This window comes from Paracoccus aminovorans, from assembly GCF_900005615.1.
GTDB classification, from domain to species: domain Bacteria; phylum Pseudomonadota; class Alphaproteobacteria; order Rhodobacterales; family Rhodobacteraceae; genus Paracoccus; species Paracoccus aminovorans.
The window spans coordinates 62119-83628 of the sequence record NZ_LN832559.1 but is presented as its reverse complement, the minus strand read 5'-3'; the positions used below and the strand labels follow the sequence as shown (position 1 = coordinate 83628).

Genomic DNA, 21510 nt, shown 5'->3' with positions numbered 1-21510 from the left:
GGCTTACAGCCCCTTCGTCGCGACCGTGCCCCAGCGACGGCGCCGGGCAGGGGCGCCGCTGACAGCTGCGATGCGCGCCTCCAGATCGCGGATCGCCGCCGCCAGTTCGGCGTCCGAGCCATAACTCACGGTCTTGCCGTCGTAACTCACGCTGCGCAGCCCGGCGAAGCGCGCCTCCTGCAGCGCCGTCAGCAGCGCCTGCATCCGGTCCAGTTCCATCAGTCCCTCATGAAGTTCGGGGTGTAAGCCCGCCGTTTCCGGCGCGGCGTGGTCAGGGTGCCGGCCTTTGGCTGGGCCGGTTCCGGCGTGGTGGCATCAGATGGCACGGCAGCAGGCATGCGGGTTTCGACCCCGGCCTGCGCTTCGAGCCGCCGCCAGGTGGCCTCGTCCCAGCGATCCGCGCCGAGGATCCACGCGGCGGCCCTTGCATAGACCCGGCAGTCCAGCGCCTCGTTGCGTTCCCGCATCTTCTGCCATTCCTGATGGGAATAGCCGCGCTTGTTGCGGATGGTGACCAGCTGTTCGGCCACCAGTTGCTTCAGCCATTCGCTGTCGATCCAGTCGGGCAGGTGGATCGTGCCGGGGGCGTCGAGCGCCCCCAGCGCCCGGTCTTCATCGCTCGGCCGTTCCAGCCGCAGGTAGCGATAGGTCTCGGCCTTGAAGCTGGCGGTGGCTACCGACCACAGCCGCGCGCCCCGGCGCAGACGTTTGCCGCCGATGGTGGCGTCGACGAAGGTCGGGCCCGAGACCGGCGTGGCGCGGTTGAAGCCTTCCAGCCCCTTCAGCGGCGCGACCTGTTCGAAACCGGCCCTGCGCGACCAGGCATAGACCGTCGGCGCCTCGTAGCCGGTGTCGATCCCGAGTTTTGCCACCGTCATGAAAGCGCCATTGGCATGCTGCCACGAGCGGCCCAACAGCGCGGTCAGCTGATCCCAGCAGGTGGGATCATCCGGCCCGCCCGGAATGACGATGTGATCGACGAGCCAGCTTTCCAGCCCCCGGCCCCAGGCCCAGACATCGACCTCGATCCGGTCCTTCTGCACGTCCGCACCTGCGGTCAGGAACAGCCCCGCCATGGGCACCGTGCCCGGCTTCCACACCTCCCGCCGATCCGCCAGCCGCTGCCATTCCGGCGCATCGCCCGACTCCACCCATGTCTCGCCCAGAAGCGTGTTGCGCGCCGCGCGCAGCATCTCCTCGGAGCCCTGCGCCGCCAGCCAGTCCCGTGCGATGTCCGCCCAACTTTTCCAGCCGAGCGGCGAATAGAGCGCCGAGAGGTGGAAGCCGATGGCCTTAGGATCGGTCGCAACTGCCGTCGCCCGCCATTCGCCCCGTTCCAGCATCTGCGTCTTGTGGTGCTCGGCGATGGGGCGTTCGCATCCCTCGCAATGATAGGCGGCGGTTTCCGGTTTTCCCTTCGCCCAGCGCAGCCGGTCGAACTGCAGCCATTGCATCGCCCCACAATGCGGACAGGGCACGAAATAGCGGCGCTGGTCAGATGCCTCGAACTCGCGTTCGATGCGCGACAACCCCCGGATCGTGGGCGTCGAGACCATGAACACCTTGCGCCGATGCGCGAAGGTGGTGGTCCGCGCCTCGGCCAGGGTGACCGGATCGCCCTCCTCGTCAGCCGAGGCCGGATAGGCGTCGACCTCGTCCATGAAGACGTAACGCGCCGGCATCGAGCGCAACCCGGTGGCGCTGTTGGCGCCGGTCAGCACCAGGATGCCGCCCTGAAACTCCTTCGACAGCATCGAGTTGCCGGCGTCGCGCGAGCGGGCCGGATTGACGAGCGCGCGCAAAGCCGGGCTTTCCGCGATCAGCGGGTCAAGACGGCCGCGCGATGTGCGCTTGGCCATCTCGACCGTCGGCAGCACCGCCAGCATCGGGCCGGGTGCATGGTGGATGACGAAGCCGATCCAGTTGTTGCCGGCCTCGGTGGCCCCGACCTGCGCCGCCTTCATGAAGCTGATCCGCTGCGCCGGATGGCGGGGCGACAGCGCATCCATGATCCCGCGCAGATAGGGGGTGCGCGCCGTCCGATACCGCCCCGGCTCGGCCGAGGCGCGTGACGACAGCCAGCGATGCTGATCCGCCCATTCCGACACCGTCAGGTCCGGATCGGGGCGCATGCCGCTGCGCCAGACCCGCAGCAGATCCTCGGCACCGTCAAACCCGAGGTCGAGGCCGTCGGTCAGGTCATCGCTATCCGAGGGAGACCCTGAGATCGGCGAGGGCGTCGAGTTGCGCTCTGACATGGGTTTCCAGCACCCTCTGCAGGATCGCGGCCTCGATGATCACCGGCTTGGCCGTTTGCTTTTCCACCTCCGCAGCCACTTCGGCCGCCATCAGCGCCGCCACCCGGGCAGGCCAGGTCACCCAGACATCGCGTTCCTGCCGCGCGAGGCGGAACACCAGCGTTTCGGCGCGGGCGCGATCCACCAGCGTGCCCTTCTTCTTCTGGATCCCCAGCTGCTTTTCCTGCGCCTGGTAGACCGTCAGCGCGGTGCGGGCCTTCAGATAGGACGAACTGTCGGCCGGGCCGGAAAACGCGGTATCGCCACCGGTGCTGCGCCGCTGCTGGTCCGGATCGGTCATCTCCGCCCGCCGCACATCGGACGCCGCCGCGTTGATCGAGCCATCGTCGTACACCACCAGCCGACTGGCTCTGCGCGCCTTCTGGATCGCCCCGCGCGACAGACCGGAATGGGCGGAATACTCCCGCTCGCTCATACCTTTCATGGCGGCTCCGAAAGTCTCAACTGATTGCAAATAAACGGAAATAATGCATGATTTTGGTTGATTACACTCCGCGCAAGAGCGATTCCAATGGTACGGAAACGATGCACTTCAACCCCCGGAGCCTCTTCATGACCATGGCCATCACCACCATCCGCCTCGATTACGCCGCCCTGCCGGCGCGCTTCGATCCCGGCCGCAAGAACGCCATCGCCGAGGCGATCGAGGCGGAACTGCGCGGGCACGGCATCAAGGCCGACGCCTCGGACGTGATCTCGCATCTCAAGATCGAACTGCCGACCGCACAGCTGGCCGCCGCCAGCGCCGTGCTGGCCGATCTGCAGCTGATCTGAGGCAGGCCGATGAGCAACCGCCGCGCCACCGATAACACAAAGGCCCTTGCCGCCTTCGTCGGACGGAAAGCCGAGATCGACGCCATGCTGGCGCGTCTGCAGGCGCTCAGCGCCGACCATTTCAACTTGAGCCCCGAGGAGGTGAACTCGGGCGATGTCGGCACGCTGGAGCATTACGCCAGCCTGCTGCGCCGGATCACCGACTCTGCCTTCAAGGAGGGCGAACATGCCGCTTGACCCCGCCCAGCGCCACCAGATCGAACAGGACGCCATCACCGCCGCATGGGAGGCCGAGCGCCTCGCCGCCTGCGATGATGCCATCGCCCTGCTGCGTGAGATCGCCGATCTGGAAACCGACGACGATGGCGACATGATCCTTGGGGCCGATGCGGATGGCCACAACGACCTGCTGTCGCGCATCGCGGCCTTCCTTGCCAGCCACGACCAGTAACAGGAACCCGCCATGACGAAACTCACCGAAACCCAGACCATCATCCTCAGCGCCGGGGCCCAGCGCCCTGACAACATCGCCCTGCCGCTGCCCAAGGGGCTGGCCGGGGCGGCGGCGAAGATGGCCGTCACGAGGATGATCGGCCACGGCTGGCTGCAGGAGGTCGATGCCAACCTGCACCGGGGCGAGCCGCTCTGGCGCGAGACCGGCGATGGTCATGGCACCACGCTGGTGGTCACCGAGGCGGGCCTGCTGGCCATCGGGATCGAGCCAGCGGTGGCCAGCGCCGTTGCTGGCGCGCAGAATACAAAGCCGACACCGAAACCAGCGCCGACGCTCGACGCCGCCGACACCATGAAACCCGTCGCTATCCGTGTGGGCACGAAGCAGGCGCAGATCATCGCCATGCTTCAGCGCCCCGACGGCGCCACCGTCGCCGAGATGGTCGAGGCGACTTCGTGGCAGGCACACAGCGTGCGTGGAATGATCTCCGGGTCGCTGAAGAAGAAGCTGGGCCTGCCCATCGCCTCGGAGAAGGTCGAGGGCAGGGGAACGGTGTACTCCCTCGCCGCTGGCGTCTGATCAACAGACGCCAGCTTCTGCACGAACCGCAGCCCACAGCCTTGCCCATCGCGCAATCGTCTGGGCAGCGGTGCGTGCCTCATTCCTGCGCTTGAAGCATCGCTCCGCCAAGCACATCATTCTTTTTCGTTCGGCGAACCATAATTCCACCCCTGAACTTGGTGAAAATACGGGGTCCAATCTGAACGACGCCCCAAACGGAGCAGGTACTCGGTCGCAATGCCTCTTTCCCAGTCGTAGCTCCCCGAGAATTCGTCAAGGAATCCGAGCAGGTGATAAAAGGCTTGAGGACCGATTTCATAGTACAGCGTACCGCCAATGTAGTCTTGTTGACCCTCGGCCCGGCTTTCAACGATGCCCTTGTGAAGCAAAAGCATCACCTCATCGACGACCTTCCGGACGTCGTCTTCCTCCATGCCGAGATTCTTGGCAGCTTCAGCGGTAATCATTCGTTCCCTACCGTTCCGTCTTGAGGCGGTCGTTCATTTCCCTTCTAACACTGCTTTCTTCCCGGTCGCCATCTCCCAGCGCCGCACGGCGACGTCGCAATAGGCCGGGTCCAGTTCCATGGCGAAGCAGCGTCGGCCGGTGCGTTCGGCCGCGACCAGCTGCGTGCCGGAGCCGCAGAACGGCTCGAAAATCAGATCGCCCGGATCGCTGAAGGCCCCGAGCACCGCCTCGACCAGCGCCACCGGGAACACCGCCGGGTGCGATCCCGCTGCCCCCAGCCCGCCCTTGTGGCGCATGATGCGGAGCACAGAATCGGGGATGCGGTGGCTCTGGATCGCGTTGCCGGCCCCTCGCTTGGCGTGGACTGTGCCGTCGGCGCCGCGCAGCCCGCCGCCGCCCAAGGTCTCGCCTGCATGCTTCGACGGGACGGTCTTGTGCGGTTTGCGCGGCGCGCGGTTGAAATGGAAGATGAACTCGTGCGAGGGCGCGAGGCGGCCGTTCCAGTCGCCCGGCAAGCCCGGGCCCTGATCCCAGACATACCAGCCGAACCGCCGCCAGCCCTGCGCGCGCATCCAGTTGACCCAGCCCTCCCAATAAGGGATCCATTCGCCGTCACGATGCACGAGGCCGAGATTGACCAGCAGCTGGGCATCGGCGGTGACGGGCGCCGCGGCGAAGACGCCCTGCATCAGAGCATCCCAATCGCCGAGTTTTTCCTTCGCCGCGCCATACTCGCGCTGTTGGGCATAGGGTGGCGAGGTGAAGAGGAGCGAGGCCTGCGCGCCGTCCATCAGCCGCGACACCACGGACGGGTCGGTTGCATCACCGCAAATCAGGCGGTGATCGCCCAGCGTCCAAATGTCGCCTGCCTGGGTGATCGGCTCGGACGGGACCTCCGGGAGGGTGTCGGTCGCGTCATCATCGATGGGCGCGCGGTCGTTGTCGGCATCGTGCAACAGTGCGTCCAACTCGTCCTCGGCGATCCCGATCAACCCGAGGTCGAAATCCTCGGCCAGCAGCCCACGCAGTTCCTCGAGCAGCAGCGCCTCGTCCCACCCGCCCAATTCGGTCAGCTTGTTGTCGGCGATCCGATAGGCCCGGCGCTGCGCCTCGCTCAGATGCCCCAGCATGATGACGGGTGCCTCGGCCAAACCCAGCTGCGCGGCGGCCAGGACGCGGCCGTGGCCTGCGATCAGCTCGCCATCGGCGGCGACGAGGCAGGGCACGGTCCAGCCGAACTCGGCCATGCTGGCGGCGATCTTCGCCACCTGATTGGCGTCATGGGACTTGGCATTCCGGGCATAGGGCCGGAGGCGCGCAAGTGGCCAGTGCTCGATCCGGCCGGGCAGGAGGGGCGCATTCATGCCGCGAGCCGCCTGGCCTTGAGGGCGGTGAAACTCTCGCCGGTCTCCGCCAGCACGGCGTCCTCGCCGGTGAAGGACTGCCAGCGCTCGACGGCGACATCGACATAGGCCGGGTTCAACTCGACCCCGAAGCACACCCGGCCGGTGGTTTCCGCTGCGATCAGCGTGGTGCCGGAGCCCATGAAGGGCTCATAGACCGCCTGACGGGGGCTGGAATTGTTCAGGATCGGGCGGCGCATGCATTCCACCGGCTTCTGCGTGCCGTGAACCGTGTCGGCATCCTGGTCCTTGCCGGAAATCTGCCACAGCGTCGTCTGCTTGCGGTCGCCCGCCCAGTGGCCCTTGCCCTTGGCCCGCACCGCATACCAGCAGGGTTCGTGCTGCCAGTGGTAATCGCCGCGGCTGAGGACCAGCCGGTCCTTGGCCCAGATGATCTGTGACCGGATGGCGAAGCCCGCGACCACCAGGCTGTCGGCCACGGTCGCCGCATGCAGCGCACCATGCCAGACATAGGCGACATCGCCGGGGAACAGCGCCCATGCCTCGCGCCAATCGGCGCGGTCGTCGTTCAGCACCTTGCCCGTGCGGCGGGTCTTGGCCGCCCCCGCCTGGTTGCGCCAGGACGGGTCATATTCCACGCCATAGGGCGGGTCTGTGACCATCAGCAGAGGCTTCACCTCGCCCAGCAGCCGCCCGACCACATCGGCAGACGTGCTGTCGCCGCAGATCAGCCGGTGCGATCCGAGCTGCCACAGGTCGCCCGCGACCGATACCGGCGTGACCGGTGCCTCGGGAATGTCGTCCTCGCCCTCGACAGCTGCACCTTCCACCTGATCCGGATCGCGCAGCAGGGCGTCCAGATCCTCGTCGGTGATCCCCAGCAGCGTCGGGTCGAAATCCTCGGCCAGCAGCCCCGCGATCTCGTCGCGCAGCAGGGCCTCGTCCCATTTGCCGAGCTCGGTCAGCTTGTTGTCTGCGATGCGGTACGCCCGACGCTCAGCCTCGTCGAGATGGCCGAGCCGGATCACCGGCGCCTCGGTCAACCCCAGCATGGTTGCCGCCAGCACCCGGCCATGCCCGGCGATCAACTCGCCATCGTCCGCGACCATGCAGGGCACCGTCCAGCCGAACTTCGCCATGCTGGCGGCGATCTTCGCCACCTGGTCGGTGCCGTGGATCTTGGCATTGCGGGCATAGGGCCGCAGCCGGTCGAGAGGCCAAGTCTCGATCTGGCTCGGCGTGAACACCAGGTCCATGGGGTGGGTCTCGTCTGGGGCAGGGCGGACATGCCGACGCGCGCGACCCGGGAAGGCAGCGTCAGAATCGGGATCCGCGATGTGGTGAAAAAACGAAAGCGCCCGCGAGGGGATTCCTCCGGGCGCTATTCTTCGATGCTCAAGGGGTAGGTCAAGGAGGGCAGCTTTGTCAATCGGAAATCCATGCGTGGATTCAACAGCTTCCCGGCAGGTGGCTTCCGCTGGCTGACTTCCGGCGTGGTGGCTTCCACAAACTGGATTCCCTGGATTCCGCAAAAGAATCCAGCACGCCAAGGTCGCGATTCGGCAAGCCTTTGATAATGATTCGTTTTCCCCAAGGTCGCGCGGCAGGTGGCTTCCGCCTGGATTCCCCGGTGAGAATCCATGTCGCTAGCGAAATGCCGCGCTGCGCCCCCCCGAATACAGATCGCGTCGGGGAGGAACCATGGCAGGGGGGAGGTGTGGAGGGTTTGACCTGATGAGGACCTGAGAGACGTCTGTTCTCCGGGCGCTCGTCTTCGATCCTTGAGTTATGAGTCAAGAGAGGCTCGAATGTCAAACTGTTTTGTTGCGGGTTTGTTCGTGTGGCGCTTACAAGATCTCGCAGGCTGTATCGTCTAGGCTAAGCTCCTCGCGGTGCTGCCTTGCTGGAAACGCAGCAGAACGCGCAGGCCCGGATTGTTATCGCTCATTGTTACCTCTGCGCTGTGTAGTTCCGCGATCGCTCTGACCATGCTAAGGCCCAAGCCGTTGCCCGGAGTGGTTCGGCTTTTCTCAAGGCGGTAAAAGCGGCGGAAGACCTTGTCCCGCTCTTCCGCTGGGATGCCCGGTCCATTATCTGAAACCTTAAGCAGAACGCTGTTATCTGACCTTGCCAGTGTCACCTCAATTCGCGTTCCCGGAGGGCTGTGGCGCAGGGCGTTTTCAACGAGATTTGCGATCATTTGGGTTAACAGGTGCTGATCGCCCAAAACCATTGCGTCCTGATCCTCAATGCCAAACACCAGCGTCTGATCGTTCTCCTCGGCGACGGGGCCATAGGCGTCCTCGATCCGGGCGAGGATCGGAGCCAGCGGGGTTGCGGCGAACCGAACTGAACGCTGACCGGCTTCGATCTGCGCGATCCTCAGCAGAGCATGGAATATCTCGATCAGATCGTCGGCAATCTCGACGGCCTGTTCCGCGACCTCCCTGTTCTCACGCGTCAGATCGGGCGCATTCAGCAGCACATCCAACCGCTGCCTCAGACGCTGCATCGGGGTGCGAAGATCATGGGCAATATCTGCTGATATCTGCTTCTGGCTGTCGACCATCTTCTGAAGTTGGGCGATGGTCCGGTTGATTTCATCTGCCATGCGGGCAAGATCATCGCTGTCGGTTCCAGTGGTGGGGACGCGACGTTCCAATTGGCCCATCGCCACCGACTTCAATGTCGTTGAAATCTGGGTCAGCCGTTGTTCGGTTCTGCGACCTACAATGATCCCCGCAAGCAAACCAGCAAGCAGCAAGAGGATGAAGCCCGCAACGAATCCGCGCTCGAGAACCTCGCGCAGCTCTTCAAGAAAATAGGTGCTTGTGCCCAAGGTCAGCCGGTTCGGGCCGAGTTGCACCGAATGTAGCAGATAGCCGGTAACATCCTCATAGCGTGGCTTTTCGGCGTGAATTGCATCGACGGGGACATAGCCGCTGCCCTTTCCGTCGATGGCATCGACATTTCCGGCCAGAACGGTGCCATTGGCGTCCTCAAGCAGGTAGATCCGATAGTCTTCGAAATTGAAGCCGGCAAAACCTCCTAGCTTTGCCTGAACCGCCTCCAGCCCATCGCTTTCATAGAGACTTGCGAAACCAGCCGCATCATCGGCCAGTTGATCTGATACCCATTCACTGATCTCGCGATCCGCGAAGTGATAGCTTAGCCCGAATACCAAGGCGGTAATGATTGCGTAAAGCGCCGCGAACCGCAGTGACAGGCGCGCCGAGGTCGAGCGCAGGAAGCGCGATATGCCAGTATGCCTAGCCATGCAGGCTGTAGCCAGCGCCGCGGACGGTGTGGATCAATTCGGTGTCGAAAGGTCTGTCGACCTTGTTACGCAAGCGGCTGATATGGGTCTCGACGACATTGGTCTTGGGGTCGAAGTGAAAGTCCCAGACCGATTCCAGCAACATGGTGCGGGTTAACACACGTCCGGCATTGCGCATCAGATATTCCAGCAGGCTGAATTCGCGGGGTTGGAGGTCCAGCGACTGGCCCGCCCGCGTGACCGTGCGACGGATCAGGTTCATTTCCAGATCGGCCACCTGCAGGACGGTTTCCTCGGTCTTCAGGGGGGGTCTGCGGGTCAGGGCCGCCAGCCGCGCAGACAATTCCTGAAACGAGAACGGCTTGACCAGATAATCGTCCGATCCTGCCTCCAGCCCTTCGACCCGGTCGTCGATGCCGTCCATCGCTGACAGGATCAGGATCGGTGTTTTTACCCCTGCGCCGCGCACCGATTTGATCAGTGTCAGCCCGTCCAGACCCGGCAGCATACGGTCGAAAATCATCACATCGTAATTGTTGTCCAGCGCTGCCAGGAAGCCTTCGCGGCCATTATCGCAGTGATCGACCAGGTGCCCCTGCGCGCGCAGGCTGGAAGAGATATATTCCGCCGTTTCGGTATGATCCTCGACCACAAGAACGCGCATTTGTGTTGCTTTCAGTTGCTCCCTTCGCTGGGATAGCCCACCCTGTGTCTTGGTCAAGCCTGCGGGACATTACGGATTGTTATAGTTCCGGCAACGGCGCGGACAGGTCTCGCTTGGTAAATGGCGGCGAATACAAGCTCTTCGCCTATCAAGCAGGACCAGATAATGACAATAACCGAGGCCTATTCGGCCCAGCGGCCTGCCGCGACGCACGCCCGGAAAATTCTGCGCCCGACGTTGCATGATATGCAGCTGGACAACACCGCACGTCGGTTCCTGCTCGCGGTTCTGACGGGATTCGGGCTTTTGCGCATTTGGGCGATGTTTGCCGTGCCTTTCACCGACACGACCGAAGCGCGCTATGCGGAAATCGCGCGCAAGATGGTCGAGACCGGAAACTGGCTGACGCCGCAATTCGACTATGGCGTGCCCTTTTGGGGTAAGCCGCCTTTGCATACCTGGCTGTCGGCGGGCGGGATGCAGTTGTTTGGCGTGAATGAAGCCGCCGCGCGCCTGCCAATTCTGCTGACGGCGCTGGCTGTGCTGTTTCTCGTCTGGCTCTGGGTGCGCGATAACGTTGGGCGTAACACTGCATTGGTCGCGACTGTCGTGCTGGCAACGATGGCGATGTTCTTTGGCGCATCCGCCTTTGTGATGACCGACATGCCGATGGTCCTTGGCACGACACTGGTCATGGTCGGGTTCTGGCATGCGGTCAGCGGGGCAGGCAGCCGCTGGAGCTATGCCGTTTTCTTGGGGCTGGCGATCGGAATGCTTGCCAAGGGTCCGGTGGCCGTGGTCCTTTGTGCCATCCCGCTGACGCTTTGGCTGACCTTGACGCGGAACTGGCACCTATTGCGTCAGCTTCCGTGGACACGGGGCACAACGATGCTGATGGTGCTGGTGGTGCCTTGGTATGTCGCCGCCGAAATTGCCACGCCCGGTTTCCTGCACTATTTCCTGATTGGAGAGCACATTCAGCGCTTCCTGACCCCCGGCTGGCAAGGCGACCTTTACGGGTCCGGGCATCAGGAAGCAAAGGGAATGATCTGGCTGTTCTGGCTGATGGCGGCTTTGCCTTGGAGCTTGGTTCCGGCCTTGTTGCTGACCCGTCCCGGCAAAACCCTCACGACCGTCCGACAAGATCGCTCTGGCTGGCTGATCTATCTGCTGCTCTGGGCTGTGTCTCCGCTTTTGCTGTTCACACCGGCATCCAACATCCTTGCCGCCTATGTTCTACCGGGCCTGCCTGCCGCCGCCGTTCTGCTGGTCGTGCTGTTCGCAGAGGTGTTCGAGACTCAGCCGGGTCGTGCGACGCGGGTCGGTTTCGCTATCGCGACATCGGCGATATTTGCGCTTTTCCTCGCGCTGACCTCGGGCGCCATTTTTGTACCTCAGCAAATTCGGCTGAAATCCGACAAAGCGCTGGTCGCTGCCACCAGCGCGGCATTGCCCGACGCGCAACTTTATACCCTCGGTGGTCGCAACTACTCGGCTGAATTCTATTCGGGCGGCAAAGCGCGGGCCATTGAGAACGAAGACTTTGCAAGGCTGGCTATTGACGGCGCACCGGCTGCATTTTCGGTGCCGCCCGATCAAGCGACAGAGGCCGCAGCATTCGGACTTGAAAACCTGGGTGAATATGGGCGGCATGTCCTGTTCGTTACCCCAGCCGCAGGCGAGGTGAAATGATGGGTCACATGCAGGATATCACCCGCGAAACGGCAAATACCACGCCACGGGTACTCCACCTCGGTCCGACGGTGCCGGATCTGTCCTTCGTCATTCCGGCCTTCAACGAGGCGGAGACTATCGTGGAAACACTGAACCGGGTGTCGCGCAAGGCGCGCAGGCTGGTTCCGCAATCTGAAATTCTGGTGGTCGATGACGGCAGCACCGATGCCACGCTGGAACTGATCCAATCCGGCCATTGGGACGTACCCGTCCGCCTGCTACGCCTGTCGCGCAATTTCGGCAAGGAACAGGCAATCATGGCCGGGCTGCGCCATGCGGCGGGCAAGGCGGTTGTGATCCTCGACGCCGACCTGCAGGAGCCCCTGCGTTATGTCGACACCATGCTCGAGAAATACCGCGAGGGCTATGAGATCGTCTATGCCGTGCGCGCCCATCGTAACGACGAGAGCTGGCTGAAGCGCCGCTGCACGGCTGCCTTCTATCGCTTCCTGAACATCGGCAGTGAGGTGCCGATGCCCGCCGGAGCACGCGATTTCCGGCTGATGGATCGCAAGGTCGTCGATGCGCTTTGCGCCCTGCCCGAAAGCAACCGCTTCATGAAGGGGCTTTATGCCTGGGTCGGCTTTCGCTCGCTGGCGATCCCGGTCGAGTTGCAGCCGCGCGGCGGGGGCAGCACCAAATTCGGCTTCCGGCGACTGCTGAAACTGGGCATGACCGGACTGACCGCCTTTACCGACTGGCCTCTTCGCATGTGGACCGGGATCGGGATGGTGCTGGCCAGCCTGTCGATCCTATACGGGCTATTCTTGGCCAGCCGCACCCTGTTTCTTGGTCATGACGTGCCGGGTTGGTCGACACTGGCGGTGGCAATTTTCTTTTTCAGCGGCATCCAGTTGATGTCCATCGGTGTGCTGGGCGAATATCTGGCGCGCGTGTTCAGCGAGGTGAAGGGCCGCCCCGGCTATTTGATTGCCGAGGATGTCACCATCGCCGCATCGCCCGAATGCTAGGCGCCGCCGCGCGTTTCGCCCTGACCGGAGGGGTGGCGACGCTGGTGCATCTGGCCATCGCGATCATGCTGATCCGGCTTGGGGTTGCGCCGCTGATCGGCAATGCCGCAGCCTTCGCGACCGCTTTCATGGTCAGCTTCTGGGGGCATCACCTGTTCACGTTCGCCGGCCATGGTGTGGATGTGCAAAACTCGCTATCTCGCTTTGTTATCGTTGCAGTCCTTGGGTTCATTGCCAACGAGTCGAGCCTTGCGCTGTTGTTGAAGTTTGCAGCGGTTCCGGCGGAGCTGGCTCTGCTCGTCTCGACGCTGATAGCTGCGGTGCTCACATTTTTCCTGTCGCGATATTGGGCCTTCAAACCTGATCCTTCGCCAATGCGGTGATGGTTCAGGGTCATCACACACGGGTGCTGGCTCGCCATGGCTCTCGTTTTGGCAGGGTATCCGTTACTTCGATACTGCGCAGCATGCCGCCCGCGATCAGCCCCTCCCGCACCCAGCGCAGGCCCAGCCACCACTGCGCGTAGTGGCGCCGCGCGGCGGCGATCTGCTCCGGATGCGGCGAGAAGGTGACCGGACAGGCGCGCAGTTCGACCGTCCGCCATTTGCCGCGTGACAGCACGCGCGCCGTGCCGACCGGGATGGTGATCGAGCGGTCGCCATGCTGGTTGCGCTTCGTCTCGACCGGCACGCAGCGCGGGACCGCGCCGGGCATCCAGTCTGGCGTCATCCCCGCTCGTGCCAGTTCGGCGATGCGGATTGCCATGCGCAACCCGCCCAGCGACGTCGGCAAGTTTGCGACACAGGCGGCGATGACTTCGGCATCCTCGTGGGTCGAACTGTCAGGCTTGTAGCGTCCTCCATCGATCCGGCAGCCCAGCGCGGCGCGCTGCATCAGGACATATTCGAGGCCGAAGCCCAGACCGTCGCCGCGTTCGGGGTCGGGCGGCTCGGGCAGTTCCAGTCGGGCCTTCTCGGTGCGAAAGGCCCATTCCAGCACCTGCTGGACACCCAGCGCACGTTTGCCGTGGGTGCCTGTGGCACTACGGTTCGGGAAGCGGGAATGGATGCTCATGCTACGCCCCGCGCCCTGAGCCGTTCCGCCGTCACCAGGCCACGCTCCAGCATGGCATTGCGCACGGTATTCGAGATGGCGTTGGAGGGCAGGTATCCATCCCCGTTCACCAGCCCGGCGTAGAACCCGGCGATCTCGTCCATGCTGGCGCGCGGCGCATCAGAGGACTTACCGCTGCGCCTGCGGCGCTTGTCACCCTCTGCAGGCTTCGTGGCCTCGGCGGACCTCGCCGCCCGTTCCATCGCCCTGTCCAAGGCCCTCGGTCCATCCGGCGGCGCAGGATGCCGCTCGCGGCTGTCGCGGGCCACGGCGATGATCCGATCCTCGGTCAGGCCGAGATCGGTGATCCAGCGTCGGATATGTTCGCGGGGTGGCCAGCCCTGCCACCAGCCGGGAAGGCTGGCATCGGTGTCCAGACCCAGCGCATCGAGCAGCTGGCCGAAAAATTCTTCAAATCGATCATCGCGCGCTCGCGCGCCCTCCTCCTCCTTTACTGGTTCCCTTAAAGGTTCTCTTACAGGGTTAGTCTCCGAATTTCGGAGATGGAAACCGGCCAAATTCGGAGACGGCTTTGGCGTTTTTTCGGAGATGGCTCCATCTCCGGAATCTGGACATGGATCGCCACCGATCTCACAATCGTCGGGCTCGGAATCGCCGCTGTCGCCATCGTCCGACGGATCGGGGAACCGGTTCTCGAAGCCGAGAATGTAGCGGGTTGCCTGGCGCCGATGTGTCTGCGGATCGTGGCAGCGGACTCGGTGGATCAGCCGCGCCTCTTCCAGCGCCCGGAGATGGTCATTCAACGATGACACCGACATCTCGCAATCGGCAGCCAACCGCGCCTGGGTCGGGAAGCAACCGAAATCGGGGTTGTGGCGATCGCAGAGATGCCAGAGCACGATCTTGGTGGCGGGCTTCAATCCGCGCTGCAGAATGGCCCAGTTGGTCGCGCAATGGCTCATGCGCAGGCCCTCCGGCGCGGATTCATTGCCTGCACCCGGGTGGTGATGCCGTGATCGGCCAGCGCGCCCAGCGCGTCTTCGACAGAACGCACCAGCGCCCAGCCGAAGCCCTGCGCCTTCACCATGTCGCGGAACGCTTTCTGCGCCGGGCTGAGCCTGCCAGAGGGGCTCTTCACTTCCAGAAACAGCACCTGGCCGCCCGTCAGGACGATCAAATCGGCGAAGCCCGGAAACACGCCCATGCCAGTCAGGATCGCCTGGCGCTGGCGTGCGGCCTTGCCACCTGATCCGACCTCATTGGCGGAATGATGAATGATGGCATCGCGGGGCAGAACGACGCGAAGCGTGTGGATGATGGCGCGCTGGATATCGGCCTCGGGCGTGCGACGGGTCATGCGGCACCGCCTTTCGGCTTGCGGTTCGATAGGCAAATCAGCAACCCGGCCAACGCCAAGGCCTCGCGGCGTTCCTGTTCCTCGGGGCTGAGCGTGGCGATGGCGCGGCAGGCGAGGATGATCAGGCTGTCCGGGTGATGGACGAAATCGGCGACAATGCCGCGCGCCTCCGTTAGGCGCTGGGCGGGCCAGTCCGCCGGGCGGGAGGTGTCGGTGACATCGCCGCGTTCGGTTTCGGAGATCGGGGACATGGCGTTCATTTCCGCCCCCGCGCTTTGCTGGCGTTGTCAGCCTTGCTGTCGGCGACACGCGGCATTTCCTGCGACTGCAGCCAGTCCTGCACCACGCTCATCCGGTAAAAGATCTTGCGACCGGCACGGACGCAGGCTGGACCTTTCCGCCGTCGCTCCCAGCGCCCCAGCGTATCGACCGTCAGGCCGAGTTCCTGAGCCAGATCGTAACGGCTGATCCAGCCGCGCAGCAGGCGCGGTTCGATTTCCGGTTCCGCACTCATGGGTTGTGTCATGCTCTTGCCTCCATCTTGCATCGCCCGGGTCGGGCGGCTGACGGGGAGAAGAACAATCACATCGAAAGGCCCGGCAGGGAGGCGGAAGGTGGCGTAACCTCGCCGGAGGTTATGCCACCCCATGTTTTGCTGGGTTTGAGGCGGTTAGCGACGAATGTGAGTGATTCGGCGCCGGGTAAAAATGCCGTCGAAAGCCGTCGAAACCACAACCGGCAGAACCGGTTCTGCCGGTTGCCGCTAACAGTCCCAGCGCTCGCTGGCCCTGGAACATGTCAAGAACAAAGATGCCGTTTTCCGCAGCCAAATGCTCTTGCCAAATCGCGCCCCGGTGGTGAAGAAATCCGCCCAATCACGCCCGATGCGGTCGATCAACGCGGAGTTCCTCGCGACTCCGCGAATGGCGGAGCTGTGTCCGGGCAGGAGGTCAATGAAGGCAGGGGCCTGTGGTCCGGATGACGGACTGCCGGGCGTCGAAAGCAGGGAGAACAGACATCATGACATTGCCGCAACGCACGTTTTTCACGGTTCAGGAGGTGACGATCCGGTGGGATTGCAGCCCTTACGATCTGGCGGGATGGGCGATTGCCGGCAAGCTCGACATCGTCACCGCCATCGAGCCGATCGAGCAGGGCGGCGAGGTGCTAGCAGGGCTGGTCGTCGTGCCGGTCGCCGATATTCTGAGCATGTTCCGGCGCTGGGAAAGCTGGCAGGCGAAGCGTAGCGTCCGGCGCATCCGCATGCAGGGACAGCAGGGCTGGACCATGATCGCCGATCCCTCTGACCATATCGAAATCGAACTGGCAGATCTGATGGTTCTGGCCGATGAAGTCTATCAGTTCGAACTGCTGAATGGCATGGCGAACCGCTGGACCGATCCCGGTGGTGCGCCATCACGATACGACTGGGAGGGGCTCTATATCGCCCTGATCAGGCGCGTTCATTTCCACGGTCTTCCGGCGACGCAGGCCGAATGGATCGCGGATGCACAGGCGTGGTTCGCCGAAAGATCCCGAAATGGCGAGGTGCCAGATGAAAGCACGATCCGGCGCAGACTCGGGCCAATCTGGAAATCGCTGCAGGAAGATGCGTAGGGCGGCGTGTGATTGTGATCCATTTATCACGCCGCCCAGCGCCCAGCGCAGTCGCAGCAACGATCAGGCGCTCTTGCGCGCCTGTTCCTCGGCATCAGGGACCAGCACCGGCTTCGGCCGGAAGGCGCTGGCCACGGCATCGACCCCAGCGCGCAGCGGCGAATCCATCAGATGCGCATAGCGCGCCGTGGTCTGGGTCTGGCTGTGACCCAGAAGCTTGCCGATCATCTCCAGCGACGCGCCGCCGCTGACCAGCAGCGAGGCAAAGGTGTGGCGCAGGTCGTGGATCCGGATATCCTCGATCCCGACCTGCTTCTGGATCTGGTGCCAGAAGCGCCTGATTTCCTTCACCGGCCGGCCGGGTACATCGCCCGGGAACAGGAACGCGCAGCCGCGCGGCACCAGCAGTTGCCTTTGGCGAACAATGGCAGCTGCCTCGTCCGAAATCGGCAGCCGGTGGATTTTCCGCTGCTTGGTCATGCTGGCGGGCTTCGACCAGCTCAGGTGTTCGAGATTGAAATGCTCGAACCGGGCCTGCCGGACCTCGCCGACCCGCGCGCCGGTCAGCATGCAGAGCCGGATGATATCGGCAGCGCGCCGATCCTCGGCCGCGTCCAGCGCCGCCGCCAGTTTCCGGATCTCCTCCTGCGACAGGAACCGTTCACGCGGGTTCTCGATCCGGCGGCGAAAGCCCGAGGCCGGATTGTCATCGCGCCAACCCCAGCTTTGCGCATAGGTGAACATTTTGCGCAGCACCTCGCCGACGCGGTTGGCACGCACCGGCGTCGGTTTCGATCCCTGCAGCTTGCGGGCCCGGTTGTTGGGCTTGGCCTTGTGCGGACGTGCCCGGCCTTCGGCGATGCGATTCAGCAGCTTCTCGACGTCGTAGGGCGTGATCTCGGTCACCAGCCGGTTGTTCCAGTCCGGCGCGACCAGCTTGGTCAGCATGGAGCGCTGATCCGAGGCATTGGTCTTGGCGAGGTTCGGCAGATGCACCTCGGCATAGCGTTCGACCAGATCCTTGAACCGGGGCGAATCCCGCCCGTCTTCCTTGGCGCCCAGAGGATCTCCCCCGGCATCGATGTCGCGGCGCAACTCCTTCGCCCGCTCCCGCGCCGCCGCAGTCGACCATTCCGGCCACCGACCCAGAGTCATTCGCCGCTGCCGCCCGGCATGGCGGTAATCCAGCGTGAAGGCCCGGTTGCCGGAACGGTAGATGCAGATGGCGAAACCCCGCACCTCACTATCAAAAATCTGGTAGTCCCGTCCCGGTTCCGGCGCCGCCTCCCGCACCGATTTCTCGTTCAACCTCAATCGTTTCACCATGCCCAGCGCCTCCTTCTTGCATCCCACATGAGGCTCAGCCTCGCGCGCATGGCAAGTCATACATCGCCGGTCAGACCGGCAGGGAGGCGGAAGGTGGCAGAACCTCGTGCGGGGGTTGCCGGATCGAGCAATTGCACGAGAGCGATAACTCAGATTACCTTTGCGGACGGTCGCGCGAAATAAGCATCGCCGCGTCCGCAAGTGGTTTCAGCGGTGGCAGGCCAGACGGTGTTGCAAGATAATGAGGCAGCCAGTCCGGGTCGAATTTGGCCTTGAAGGCCCGCAGCCCTTCGAAATTGTAGAAACTGCCGCCATGCCGATAGATCATGTTGCCGAACCGGTCCCACAGCCGGCCGCTGCGATCTGGCTCAAGACCTGAGAGCGGGGCCATGCCAAGCGAGAAGCGCGCAAACCCCTGTGCCTTCAATTGCAGCATCAGTTCGGTGAACAGGAACTCCATCGTGCCGCCCGGCGCGGCGTCGGAATGCCGCATCAGGTCGATGCTGCAGGTCCTGCGGGAATCCGTTGTCATGAGGTTTGCGAAGGCCACTACCCTGTCGCCCTGCCGCACGACCGCGATAGGCCAGCGGTTCAGCCATTCATCTTCGAAACGGCCCACCGAAAAACCCTTCTCGCGGGCATTTTTCGCCGTAAGCCATTCATCCGAGGTCTGCCGCAATTGCGACAACAGTCCGTCGTCATGGGGCGGCGACACGATCTCAAGCGACAGCCCGTCGCGCCCCGCGCGGGCATGGGCAGCGCGCAGTTTCTTTCGGGCCGCGCCATCCAGCGTGAAACGGCTCAGATCGACCACCGCCTCCTCGCCCATCTTGTGCATGACCATGCCCAGTTCCAGCATCAGCGGCACTGATTCAGGGCCGATCTCATAAAAGACCGGGCGGGCACCGGCACGGCGCGCGGCATCCACGAATCTAAAGCCGACCTCTTGAGCGCCCACCGGCTCGCCCACGGGGCCGCCATAGGCCAGCCATGACCCGCCCGAGACGCCGAACATCACCAGCGCGTCGCCGCCATCGGACAGCATGATCGCCTTGTCGCCGGTCAGCGCGAACCCCGCATCGGGCTGGTCGCTGGCCATCGCAATCCTTCGCGCGGCCTCCAATGTCCCGGTATCGGGTGGCTGCGGCTGAAAGCGCGGGGCGCGCAGCAGGAACAGCAGCGATCCCGCGCCGATGAACAGGCTGATCAGCAGGCCCGAGCGCAAGGCGCGCGGCGCGTTCGCATCAATCGCGAACTGCCACCACAATTCATGCGCGTAGGGGATGCTTTTATGCGCGTAGAACAGCACGAAGCTGACGCTGAGAATCGCCGCCAGCAACAGGGCAGCCCAGCCTGGCGTCATCGCCCCATGCGTCAAGACCGAGCGGCGATGAAAGGCCCTGCGGAATGGCAGCAGGATCAGAACCGCGACGATCAGCGTGACCGCCTGTTCCATCTCGGTGCGCTGGAGGAGCGCGACAATGGCACCGGCCAGCATCGCGCCGATGGTCAACCAGAAGGCGCCAAGGCTGCGGCGCGCCAGCCCAAGCGACAGAACGATCAGCAGCGCCCCAAGCGCACTGGTCAGCAGGGTCGAGCCTTCGACGAAGGCCAGCGGAAACAGGGCTTCTGCGGCCTCGGTCGTCTGGCTGACCGGGGGTAGCAAAGCCGACAGCGACATCCACATCCCCGAGCCGAAAACCATAATGGCAAGCAGGATCGGCGCGGTGGGCTCGATGGCACGGAACGCCGGTTCGGTTGCGGCAAAGAGGCGAGACATGCCGCTGTTGCGCGTCGTGCCGCCAAGCGCGCGCCAGCTTTCGAATGCCGCCATCAGGACCAGCGCAAGTGCGAAGGGCACAAGAAAATAGATCAGCCGATACAAAAGCAGGGCGGCGGCGATCTTGTCGACACCGACCGAGGCGGGCAGCGCCGCGATGACGATGGTTTCGAACACGCCGACCCCGCCCGGCACATGGCTGACGACGCCGGCCATCGTCGCGGCAGCGAAGATCGCCACGAAGGTCAGAAAGCCGGGCCCACCCGCTGGCAGCAGCAAATAAAGCGTCAGCGCGGAAAAGGTGATATCGCCAAGGCTGATCAGAAGCTGGGTCGCCAGCAAACCGGGCGATGGTGCCTGCAATTCGAAACGGCCGACCTTAAGCCGCCGCCGGGTGACAGAAGCCCAGACCAGTGGCCCCAGAATGACCAGAATGGCAGTGATGGCCAGGAGCCTGACGCTGGAGGTTTGAAATGGCAGCACCGAGGCCAGCGCCATCGGATGCACGGCAAGCGCGCCCAGCCCGACCAGCGTGGCAGCAACCCCGAATGCCACTGCCGTGAAGGTGGATACGGCGGCGATGTCATAGCCATCGAGACCAAGACCGGAATATAGCCGCCACCGTACGGCACCGCCGGATACGGCCGTCAACCCGATGGTATTGCCAAAGGCATAGGCCAGAAACCCGCCACTGATCGTCACCGGCAGCGGCAGTGGCTTGCCGATATGGCTTAGCGCCGACCAGTCATAGGCCGCAAGACACAGATAGCCCGCAAATGTGGAACCAAGGGCAAGCGCGACAAGGTGCCTTGGCGTTGACCGGATCTGAGCCGCGACCGCGTTAATATCAACCGGCGCTAGCAGGCGGTAAAGCGCATAGGTGCCCAGCCCGAACAACAGCACGGCCAGCAGATAGGGCGCGTAGGCCCGCAATCGGGCTAAGGTGCCGCCGCCAGCCGAAGCCATTTGGGTCGTGTCGGAAAGATTCATTCCTGTCCCTTGCTTATCAGAGGCTATGTCCATGAAATCCGGACATCCTGCCTTGCCCTTTTCCAAGGCAACGGCCGCAGCAGCAAGTGCGGCGGCCGTCCTGTCTTGAATTCGACCCCGGCGCTATTTGCGCAGCGACCATATTTCGGCCAGTGGCGCATCTCGCCTAAAATGGTGAACGACAGCAAGCCCCGCATGAGCGATCAGATAGGCCCAGACCAGATTGGCAAACAGCTTGTGAATCCCGATAGCCGGACCGGCAAGGGCGCCTGTGGGACCAAGCCACCAGATCACGCCTGTCCCGGCCATCAGCGTAACAAGCAGCAGGCCAAGCCCATGGACGGCCGAGGCCAGAGGCGAGGCTTCCTCATATGCGGGAAAACGCCCATGGCGCAGCGCGGTCAGGTGCCGGCGGGTATCGGCCATCAGGGCGGCGCGGCGGTGGGCCGAGAACCATGGCATGAGCCCGCCCGGATCGGTTCCCAGACGGCGCAGGGTCAGGTTCAGCCAGAAGGCGGTGATGAACATGAACGCGGTCAGGCCGACATATTCATGCGTCTCGAACAGGGCGTTTCCGGATTGGCCGGGGCGCGGTGCCTCCATGCCCAGGCTGACCAGAAGTTGCCAGATGACGGATAGCGCCACCCCAATATGCAGCAGGCGGGTCACGCGGTTGTGGCGGGTCGCGCGTGTGATGTCCATGGTGGTGGCTTTCCGAAAGGGTGCTAATCGATTTCCGAGATTCTAGCCGGGCCAGGATAACGACAACCTGTTGGTAAGA

24 protein-coding genes are annotated in these 21510 nt (G+C 63.7%); 8 read left to right on the top strand and 16 right to left on the bottom strand.

Features of this window, described 5'->3' with window-relative positions:
- Positions 1–3 precede the first annotated feature (3 nt).
- The 3 genes from JCM7685_RS00415 to JCM7685_RS00405 are packed head-to-tail and all read right to left on the bottom strand — an operon-like array spanning position 4 to position 2742.
- Positions 4–219, bottom strand: coding sequence for a phage head-tail joining protein (locus tag JCM7685_RS00415; RefSeq protein WP_074970387.1), 216 nt, complete (start codon positions 217–219; stop codon positions 4–6).
- Positions 219–2258 (bottom strand): phage terminase large subunit family protein, encoded by a 2040-nt coding sequence (locus tag JCM7685_RS00410; RefSeq protein WP_074970389.1) that lies wholly within the window; start codon positions 2256–2258, stop codon positions 219–221. The genes JCM7685_RS00415 and JCM7685_RS00410 overlap by 1 nt, the downstream gene beginning before the upstream one ends.
- Complete coding sequence (locus JCM7685_RS00405; RefSeq protein WP_036700384.1) at positions 2206–2742, bottom strand: hypothetical protein; 537 nt, start codon at positions 2740–2742, stop codon at positions 2206–2208. Before JCM7685_RS00405 ends, JCM7685_RS00410 begins: the two co-directional genes overlap by 53 nt.
- Positions 2743–2870: 128 nt before the next feature.
- Between JCM7685_RS00405 and JCM7685_RS00400 the strand changes: the two genes are divergently transcribed.
- The 4 genes from JCM7685_RS00400 to JCM7685_RS00385 are packed head-to-tail and all read left to right on the top strand — an operon-like array spanning position 2871 to position 4125.
- Positions 2871–3092 carry a hypothetical protein gene (locus tag JCM7685_RS00400; protein WP_074970448.1) on the top strand — a complete coding sequence of 74 codons (222 nt, stop codon included), beginning with the start codon at positions 2871–2873 and terminating at the stop codon, positions 3090–3092.
- Positions 3093–3101: 9 nt separating this feature from the next.
- Positions 3102–3329, top strand: a complete 228-nt coding sequence (locus JCM7685_RS00395) for a hypothetical protein (RefSeq protein WP_074970391.1) — start codon at positions 3102–3104, stop codon at positions 3327–3329.
- A complete protein-coding gene (locus tag JCM7685_RS00390) occupies positions 3319–3543 on the top strand; it encodes a hypothetical protein (RefSeq protein ID WP_074970393.1) in 225 nt (74 codons plus the stop codon). The genes JCM7685_RS00395 and JCM7685_RS00390 overlap by 11 nt, the downstream gene beginning before the upstream one ends.
- A gap of 12 nt (positions 3544–3555) precedes the next feature.
- Entirely contained in the window at positions 3556–4125 is a 570-nt protein-coding gene (locus tag JCM7685_RS00385; protein ID WP_074970395.1) for a DUF3489 domain-containing protein, read from the top strand.
- Positions 4126–4241: 116 nt separating this feature from the next.
- Here JCM7685_RS00385 and JCM7685_RS00380 read toward each other — a convergent pair whose 3' ends face one another.
- The 5 genes from JCM7685_RS00380 to JCM7685_RS00360 all read right to left on the bottom strand — a co-directional run bounded on the left by JCM7685_RS00380 (position 4242) and on the right by JCM7685_RS00360 (position 9880).
- Positions 4242–4574, bottom strand: a complete 333-nt coding sequence (locus tag JCM7685_RS00380) for a hypothetical protein (protein WP_074970397.1) — start codon at positions 4572–4574, stop codon at positions 4242–4244.
- A 33-nt stretch (positions 4575–4607) separates the two neighbouring features.
- A complete protein-coding gene (locus JCM7685_RS00375; RefSeq protein ID WP_074970399.1) occupies positions 4608–5939 on the bottom strand; it encodes a site-specific DNA-methyltransferase in 1332 nt (443 codons plus the stop codon).
- Positions 5936–7195 (bottom strand): site-specific DNA-methyltransferase, encoded by a 1260-nt coding sequence (locus JCM7685_RS00370; RefSeq protein ID WP_074970401.1) that lies wholly within the window; start codon positions 7193–7195, stop codon positions 5936–5938. Before JCM7685_RS00370 ends, JCM7685_RS00375 begins: the two co-directional genes overlap by 4 nt.
- Before the next feature lie 617 nt (positions 7196–7812).
- Positions 7813–9216, bottom strand: a complete 1404-nt coding sequence (locus JCM7685_RS00365; RefSeq protein WP_074970403.1) for a sensor histidine kinase — start codon at positions 9214–9216, stop codon at positions 7813–7815.
- The gene (locus JCM7685_RS00360) at positions 9209–9880 is read right to left on the bottom strand and encodes a winged helix-turn-helix domain-containing protein (protein ID WP_074970405.1); all 672 of its coding nucleotides are present in this window, start codon (positions 9878–9880) and stop codon (positions 9209–9211) included. The genes JCM7685_RS00365 and JCM7685_RS00360 overlap by 8 nt, the downstream gene beginning before the upstream one ends.
- Before the next feature lie 165 nt (positions 9881–10045).
- On the opposite strand from JCM7685_RS00360, the gene JCM7685_RS00355 reads away from it, so the two are divergent.
- From JCM7685_RS00355 to JCM7685_RS00345, 3 genes are read left to right on the top strand one after another with little or no spacing between them, the layout of a single operon-like run.
- On the top strand, positions 10046–11572 hold the full coding sequence (locus tag JCM7685_RS00355) for an ArnT family glycosyltransferase (RefSeq protein WP_231964664.1): 1527 nt from the start codon (positions 10046–10048) through the stop codon (positions 11570–11572).
- Positions 11573–11580: 8 nt separating this feature from the next.
- Entirely contained in the window at positions 11581–12585 is a 1005-nt protein-coding gene (locus JCM7685_RS00350) for a glycosyltransferase family 2 protein (protein ID WP_197701061.1), read from the top strand.
- A complete protein-coding gene (locus JCM7685_RS00345; RefSeq protein ID WP_074970406.1) occupies positions 12579–12968 on the top strand; it encodes a GtrA family protein in 390 nt (129 codons plus the stop codon). Before JCM7685_RS00350 ends, JCM7685_RS00345 begins: the two co-directional genes overlap by 7 nt.
- A 13-nt stretch (positions 12969–12981) precedes the next feature.
- On the opposite strand, the gene JCM7685_RS00340 is transcribed toward JCM7685_RS00345, so the two are convergent.
- The 5 genes from JCM7685_RS00340 to JCM7685_RS00320 are packed head-to-tail and all read right to left on the bottom strand — an operon-like array spanning position 12982 to position 15542.
- On the bottom strand, positions 12982–13659 hold the full coding sequence (locus tag JCM7685_RS00340) for a hypothetical protein (protein WP_074970408.1): 678 nt from the start codon (positions 13657–13659) through the stop codon (positions 12982–12984).
- Entirely contained in the window at positions 13656–14621 is a 966-nt protein-coding gene (locus tag JCM7685_RS00335) for a helix-turn-helix domain-containing protein (protein ID WP_074970411.1), read from the bottom strand. The genes JCM7685_RS00340 and JCM7685_RS00335 overlap by 4 nt, the downstream gene beginning before the upstream one ends.
- Complete coding sequence (locus JCM7685_RS00330) at positions 14618–15016, bottom strand: VRR-NUC domain-containing protein (protein ID WP_074970413.1); 399 nt, start codon at positions 15014–15016, stop codon at positions 14618–14620. Before JCM7685_RS00330 ends, JCM7685_RS00335 begins: the two co-directional genes overlap by 4 nt.
- Positions 15013–15267, bottom strand: a complete 255-nt coding sequence (locus tag JCM7685_RS00325; RefSeq protein WP_074970415.1) for a hypothetical protein — start codon at positions 15265–15267, stop codon at positions 15013–15015. The genes JCM7685_RS00330 and JCM7685_RS00325 overlap by 4 nt, the downstream gene beginning before the upstream one ends.
- A gap of 5 nt (positions 15268–15272) precedes the next feature.
- The gene (locus JCM7685_RS00320; RefSeq protein ID WP_074970418.1) at positions 15273–15542 is read right to left on the bottom strand and encodes a helix-turn-helix transcriptional regulator; all 270 of its coding nucleotides are present in this window, start codon (positions 15540–15542) and stop codon (positions 15273–15275) included.
- A gap of 494 nt (positions 15543–16036) precedes the next feature.
- Between JCM7685_RS00320 and JCM7685_RS00315 the strand changes: the two genes are divergently transcribed.
- Positions 16037–16633, top strand: a complete 597-nt coding sequence (locus JCM7685_RS00315) for a hypothetical protein (protein ID WP_074970420.1) — start codon at positions 16037–16039, stop codon at positions 16631–16633.
- Positions 16634–16696: 63 nt separating this feature from the next.
- Here the strand turns inward: JCM7685_RS00315 and JCM7685_RS00310 are convergent, their stop codons facing one another.
- The 3 genes from JCM7685_RS00310 to JCM7685_RS00300 form a co-directional block, all read right to left on the bottom strand.
- Positions 16697–17959: a tyrosine-type recombinase/integrase gene (locus JCM7685_RS00310; protein WP_074970422.1), complete on the bottom strand. Its 1263-nt coding sequence runs from the start codon at positions 17957–17959 to the stop codon at positions 16697–16699.
- 154 nt (positions 17960–18113) lie between these two features.
- Positions 18114–20729, bottom strand: coding sequence for a bifunctional lysylphosphatidylglycerol flippase/synthetase MprF (gene mprF, locus JCM7685_RS00305; protein ID WP_074970424.1), 2616 nt, complete (start codon positions 20727–20729; stop codon positions 18114–18116).
- Between the two features lie 123 nt (positions 20730–20852).
- Positions 20853–21431 carry a cytochrome b/b6 domain-containing protein gene (locus tag JCM7685_RS00300; protein WP_074970426.1) on the bottom strand — a complete coding sequence of 193 codons (579 nt, stop codon included), beginning with the start codon at positions 21429–21431 and terminating at the stop codon, positions 20853–20855.
- Between the last annotated feature and the right edge of the window lie 79 nt (positions 21432–21510).

What these genes read in the sequence shown, in the direction of transcription:
- mprF (WP_074970424.1), bottom strand. Translation starts at nt 20,729, where the DNA reads ATGAATCTTTCCGACACGACCCAAATGGCTTCGGCTGGCGGCGGCACC.
- JCM7685_RS00330 (WP_074970413.1), bottom strand. Translation starts at nt 15,016, where the DNA reads ATGACCCGTCGCACGCCCGAGGCCGATATCCAGCGCGCCATCATCCAC.
- JCM7685_RS00315 (WP_074970420.1), top strand. Translation starts at nt 16,037, where the DNA reads ATGACATTGCCGCAACGCACGTTTTTCACGGTTCAGGAGGTGACGATC.
- JCM7685_RS00400 (WP_074970448.1), top strand. Translation starts at nt 2,871, where the DNA reads ATGACCATGGCCATCACCACCATCCGCCTCGATTACGCCGCCCTGCCG.
- JCM7685_RS00345 (WP_074970406.1), top strand. Translation starts at nt 12,579, where the DNA reads ATGCTAGGCGCCGCCGCGCGTTTCGCCCTGACCGGAGGGGTGGCGACG.
- JCM7685_RS00355 (WP_231964664.1), top strand. Translation starts at nt 10,046, where the DNA reads ATGACAATAACCGAGGCCTATTCGGCCCAGCGGCCTGCCGCGACGCAC.
- JCM7685_RS00415 (WP_074970387.1), bottom strand. Translation starts at nt 219, where the DNA reads ATGGAACTGGACCGGATGCAGGCGCTGCTGACGGCGCTGCAGGAGGCG.
- JCM7685_RS00325 (WP_074970415.1), bottom strand. Translation starts at nt 15,267, where the DNA reads ATGTCCCCGATCTCCGAAACCGAACGCGGCGATGTCACCGACACCTCC.
- JCM7685_RS00385 (WP_074970395.1), top strand. Translation starts at nt 3,556, where the DNA reads ATGACGAAACTCACCGAAACCCAGACCATCATCCTCAGCGCCGGGGCC.
- JCM7685_RS00320 (WP_074970418.1), bottom strand. Translation starts at nt 15,542, where the DNA reads ATGACACAACCCATGAGTGCGGAACCGGAAATCGAACCGCGCCTGCTG.
- JCM7685_RS00340 (WP_074970408.1), bottom strand. Translation starts at nt 13,659, where the DNA reads ATGAGCATCCATTCCCGCTTCCCGAACCGTAGTGCCACAGGCACCCAC.
- JCM7685_RS00300 (WP_074970426.1), bottom strand. Translation starts at nt 21,431, where the DNA reads ATGGACATCACACGCGCGACCCGCCACAACCGCGTGACCCGCCTGCTG.
- JCM7685_RS00370 (WP_074970401.1), bottom strand. Translation starts at nt 7,195, where the DNA reads ATGGACCTGGTGTTCACGCCGAGCCAGATCGAGACTTGGCCTCTCGAC.
- JCM7685_RS00375 (WP_074970399.1), bottom strand. Translation starts at nt 5,939, where the DNA reads ATGAATGCGCCCCTCCTGCCCGGCCGGATCGAGCACTGGCCACTTGCG.
- JCM7685_RS00395 (WP_074970391.1), top strand. Translation starts at nt 3,102, where the DNA reads ATGAGCAACCGCCGCGCCACCGATAACACAAAGGCCCTTGCCGCCTTC.
- JCM7685_RS00410 (WP_074970389.1), bottom strand. Translation starts at nt 2,258, where the DNA reads ATGTCAGAGCGCAACTCGACGCCCTCGCCGATCTCAGGGTCTCCCTCG.
- JCM7685_RS00390 (WP_074970393.1), top strand. Translation starts at nt 3,319, where the DNA reads ATGCCGCTTGACCCCGCCCAGCGCCACCAGATCGAACAGGACGCCATC.
- JCM7685_RS00365 (WP_074970403.1), bottom strand. Translation starts at nt 9,216, where the DNA reads ATGGCTAGGCATACTGGCATATCGCGCTTCCTGCGCTCGACCTCGGCG.
- JCM7685_RS00405 (WP_036700384.1), bottom strand. Translation starts at nt 2,742, where the DNA reads ATGAAAGGTATGAGCGAGCGGGAGTATTCCGCCCATTCCGGTCTGTCG.
- JCM7685_RS00350 (WP_197701061.1), top strand. Translation starts at nt 11,581, where the DNA reads ATGCAGGATATCACCCGCGAAACGGCAAATACCACGCCACGGGTACTC.
- JCM7685_RS00380 (WP_074970397.1), bottom strand. Translation starts at nt 4,574, where the DNA reads ATGATTACCGCTGAAGCTGCCAAGAATCTCGGCATGGAGGAAGACGAC.
- JCM7685_RS00360 (WP_074970405.1), bottom strand. Translation starts at nt 9,880, where the DNA reads ATGCGCGTTCTTGTGGTCGAGGATCATACCGAAACGGCGGAATATATC.
- JCM7685_RS00310 (WP_074970422.1), bottom strand. Translation starts at nt 17,959, where the DNA reads ATGGTGAAACGATTGAGGTTGAACGAGAAATCGGTGCGGGAGGCGGCG.
- JCM7685_RS00335 (WP_074970411.1), bottom strand. Translation starts at nt 14,621, where the DNA reads ATGAGCCATTGCGCGACCAACTGGGCCATTCTGCAGCGCGGATTGAAG.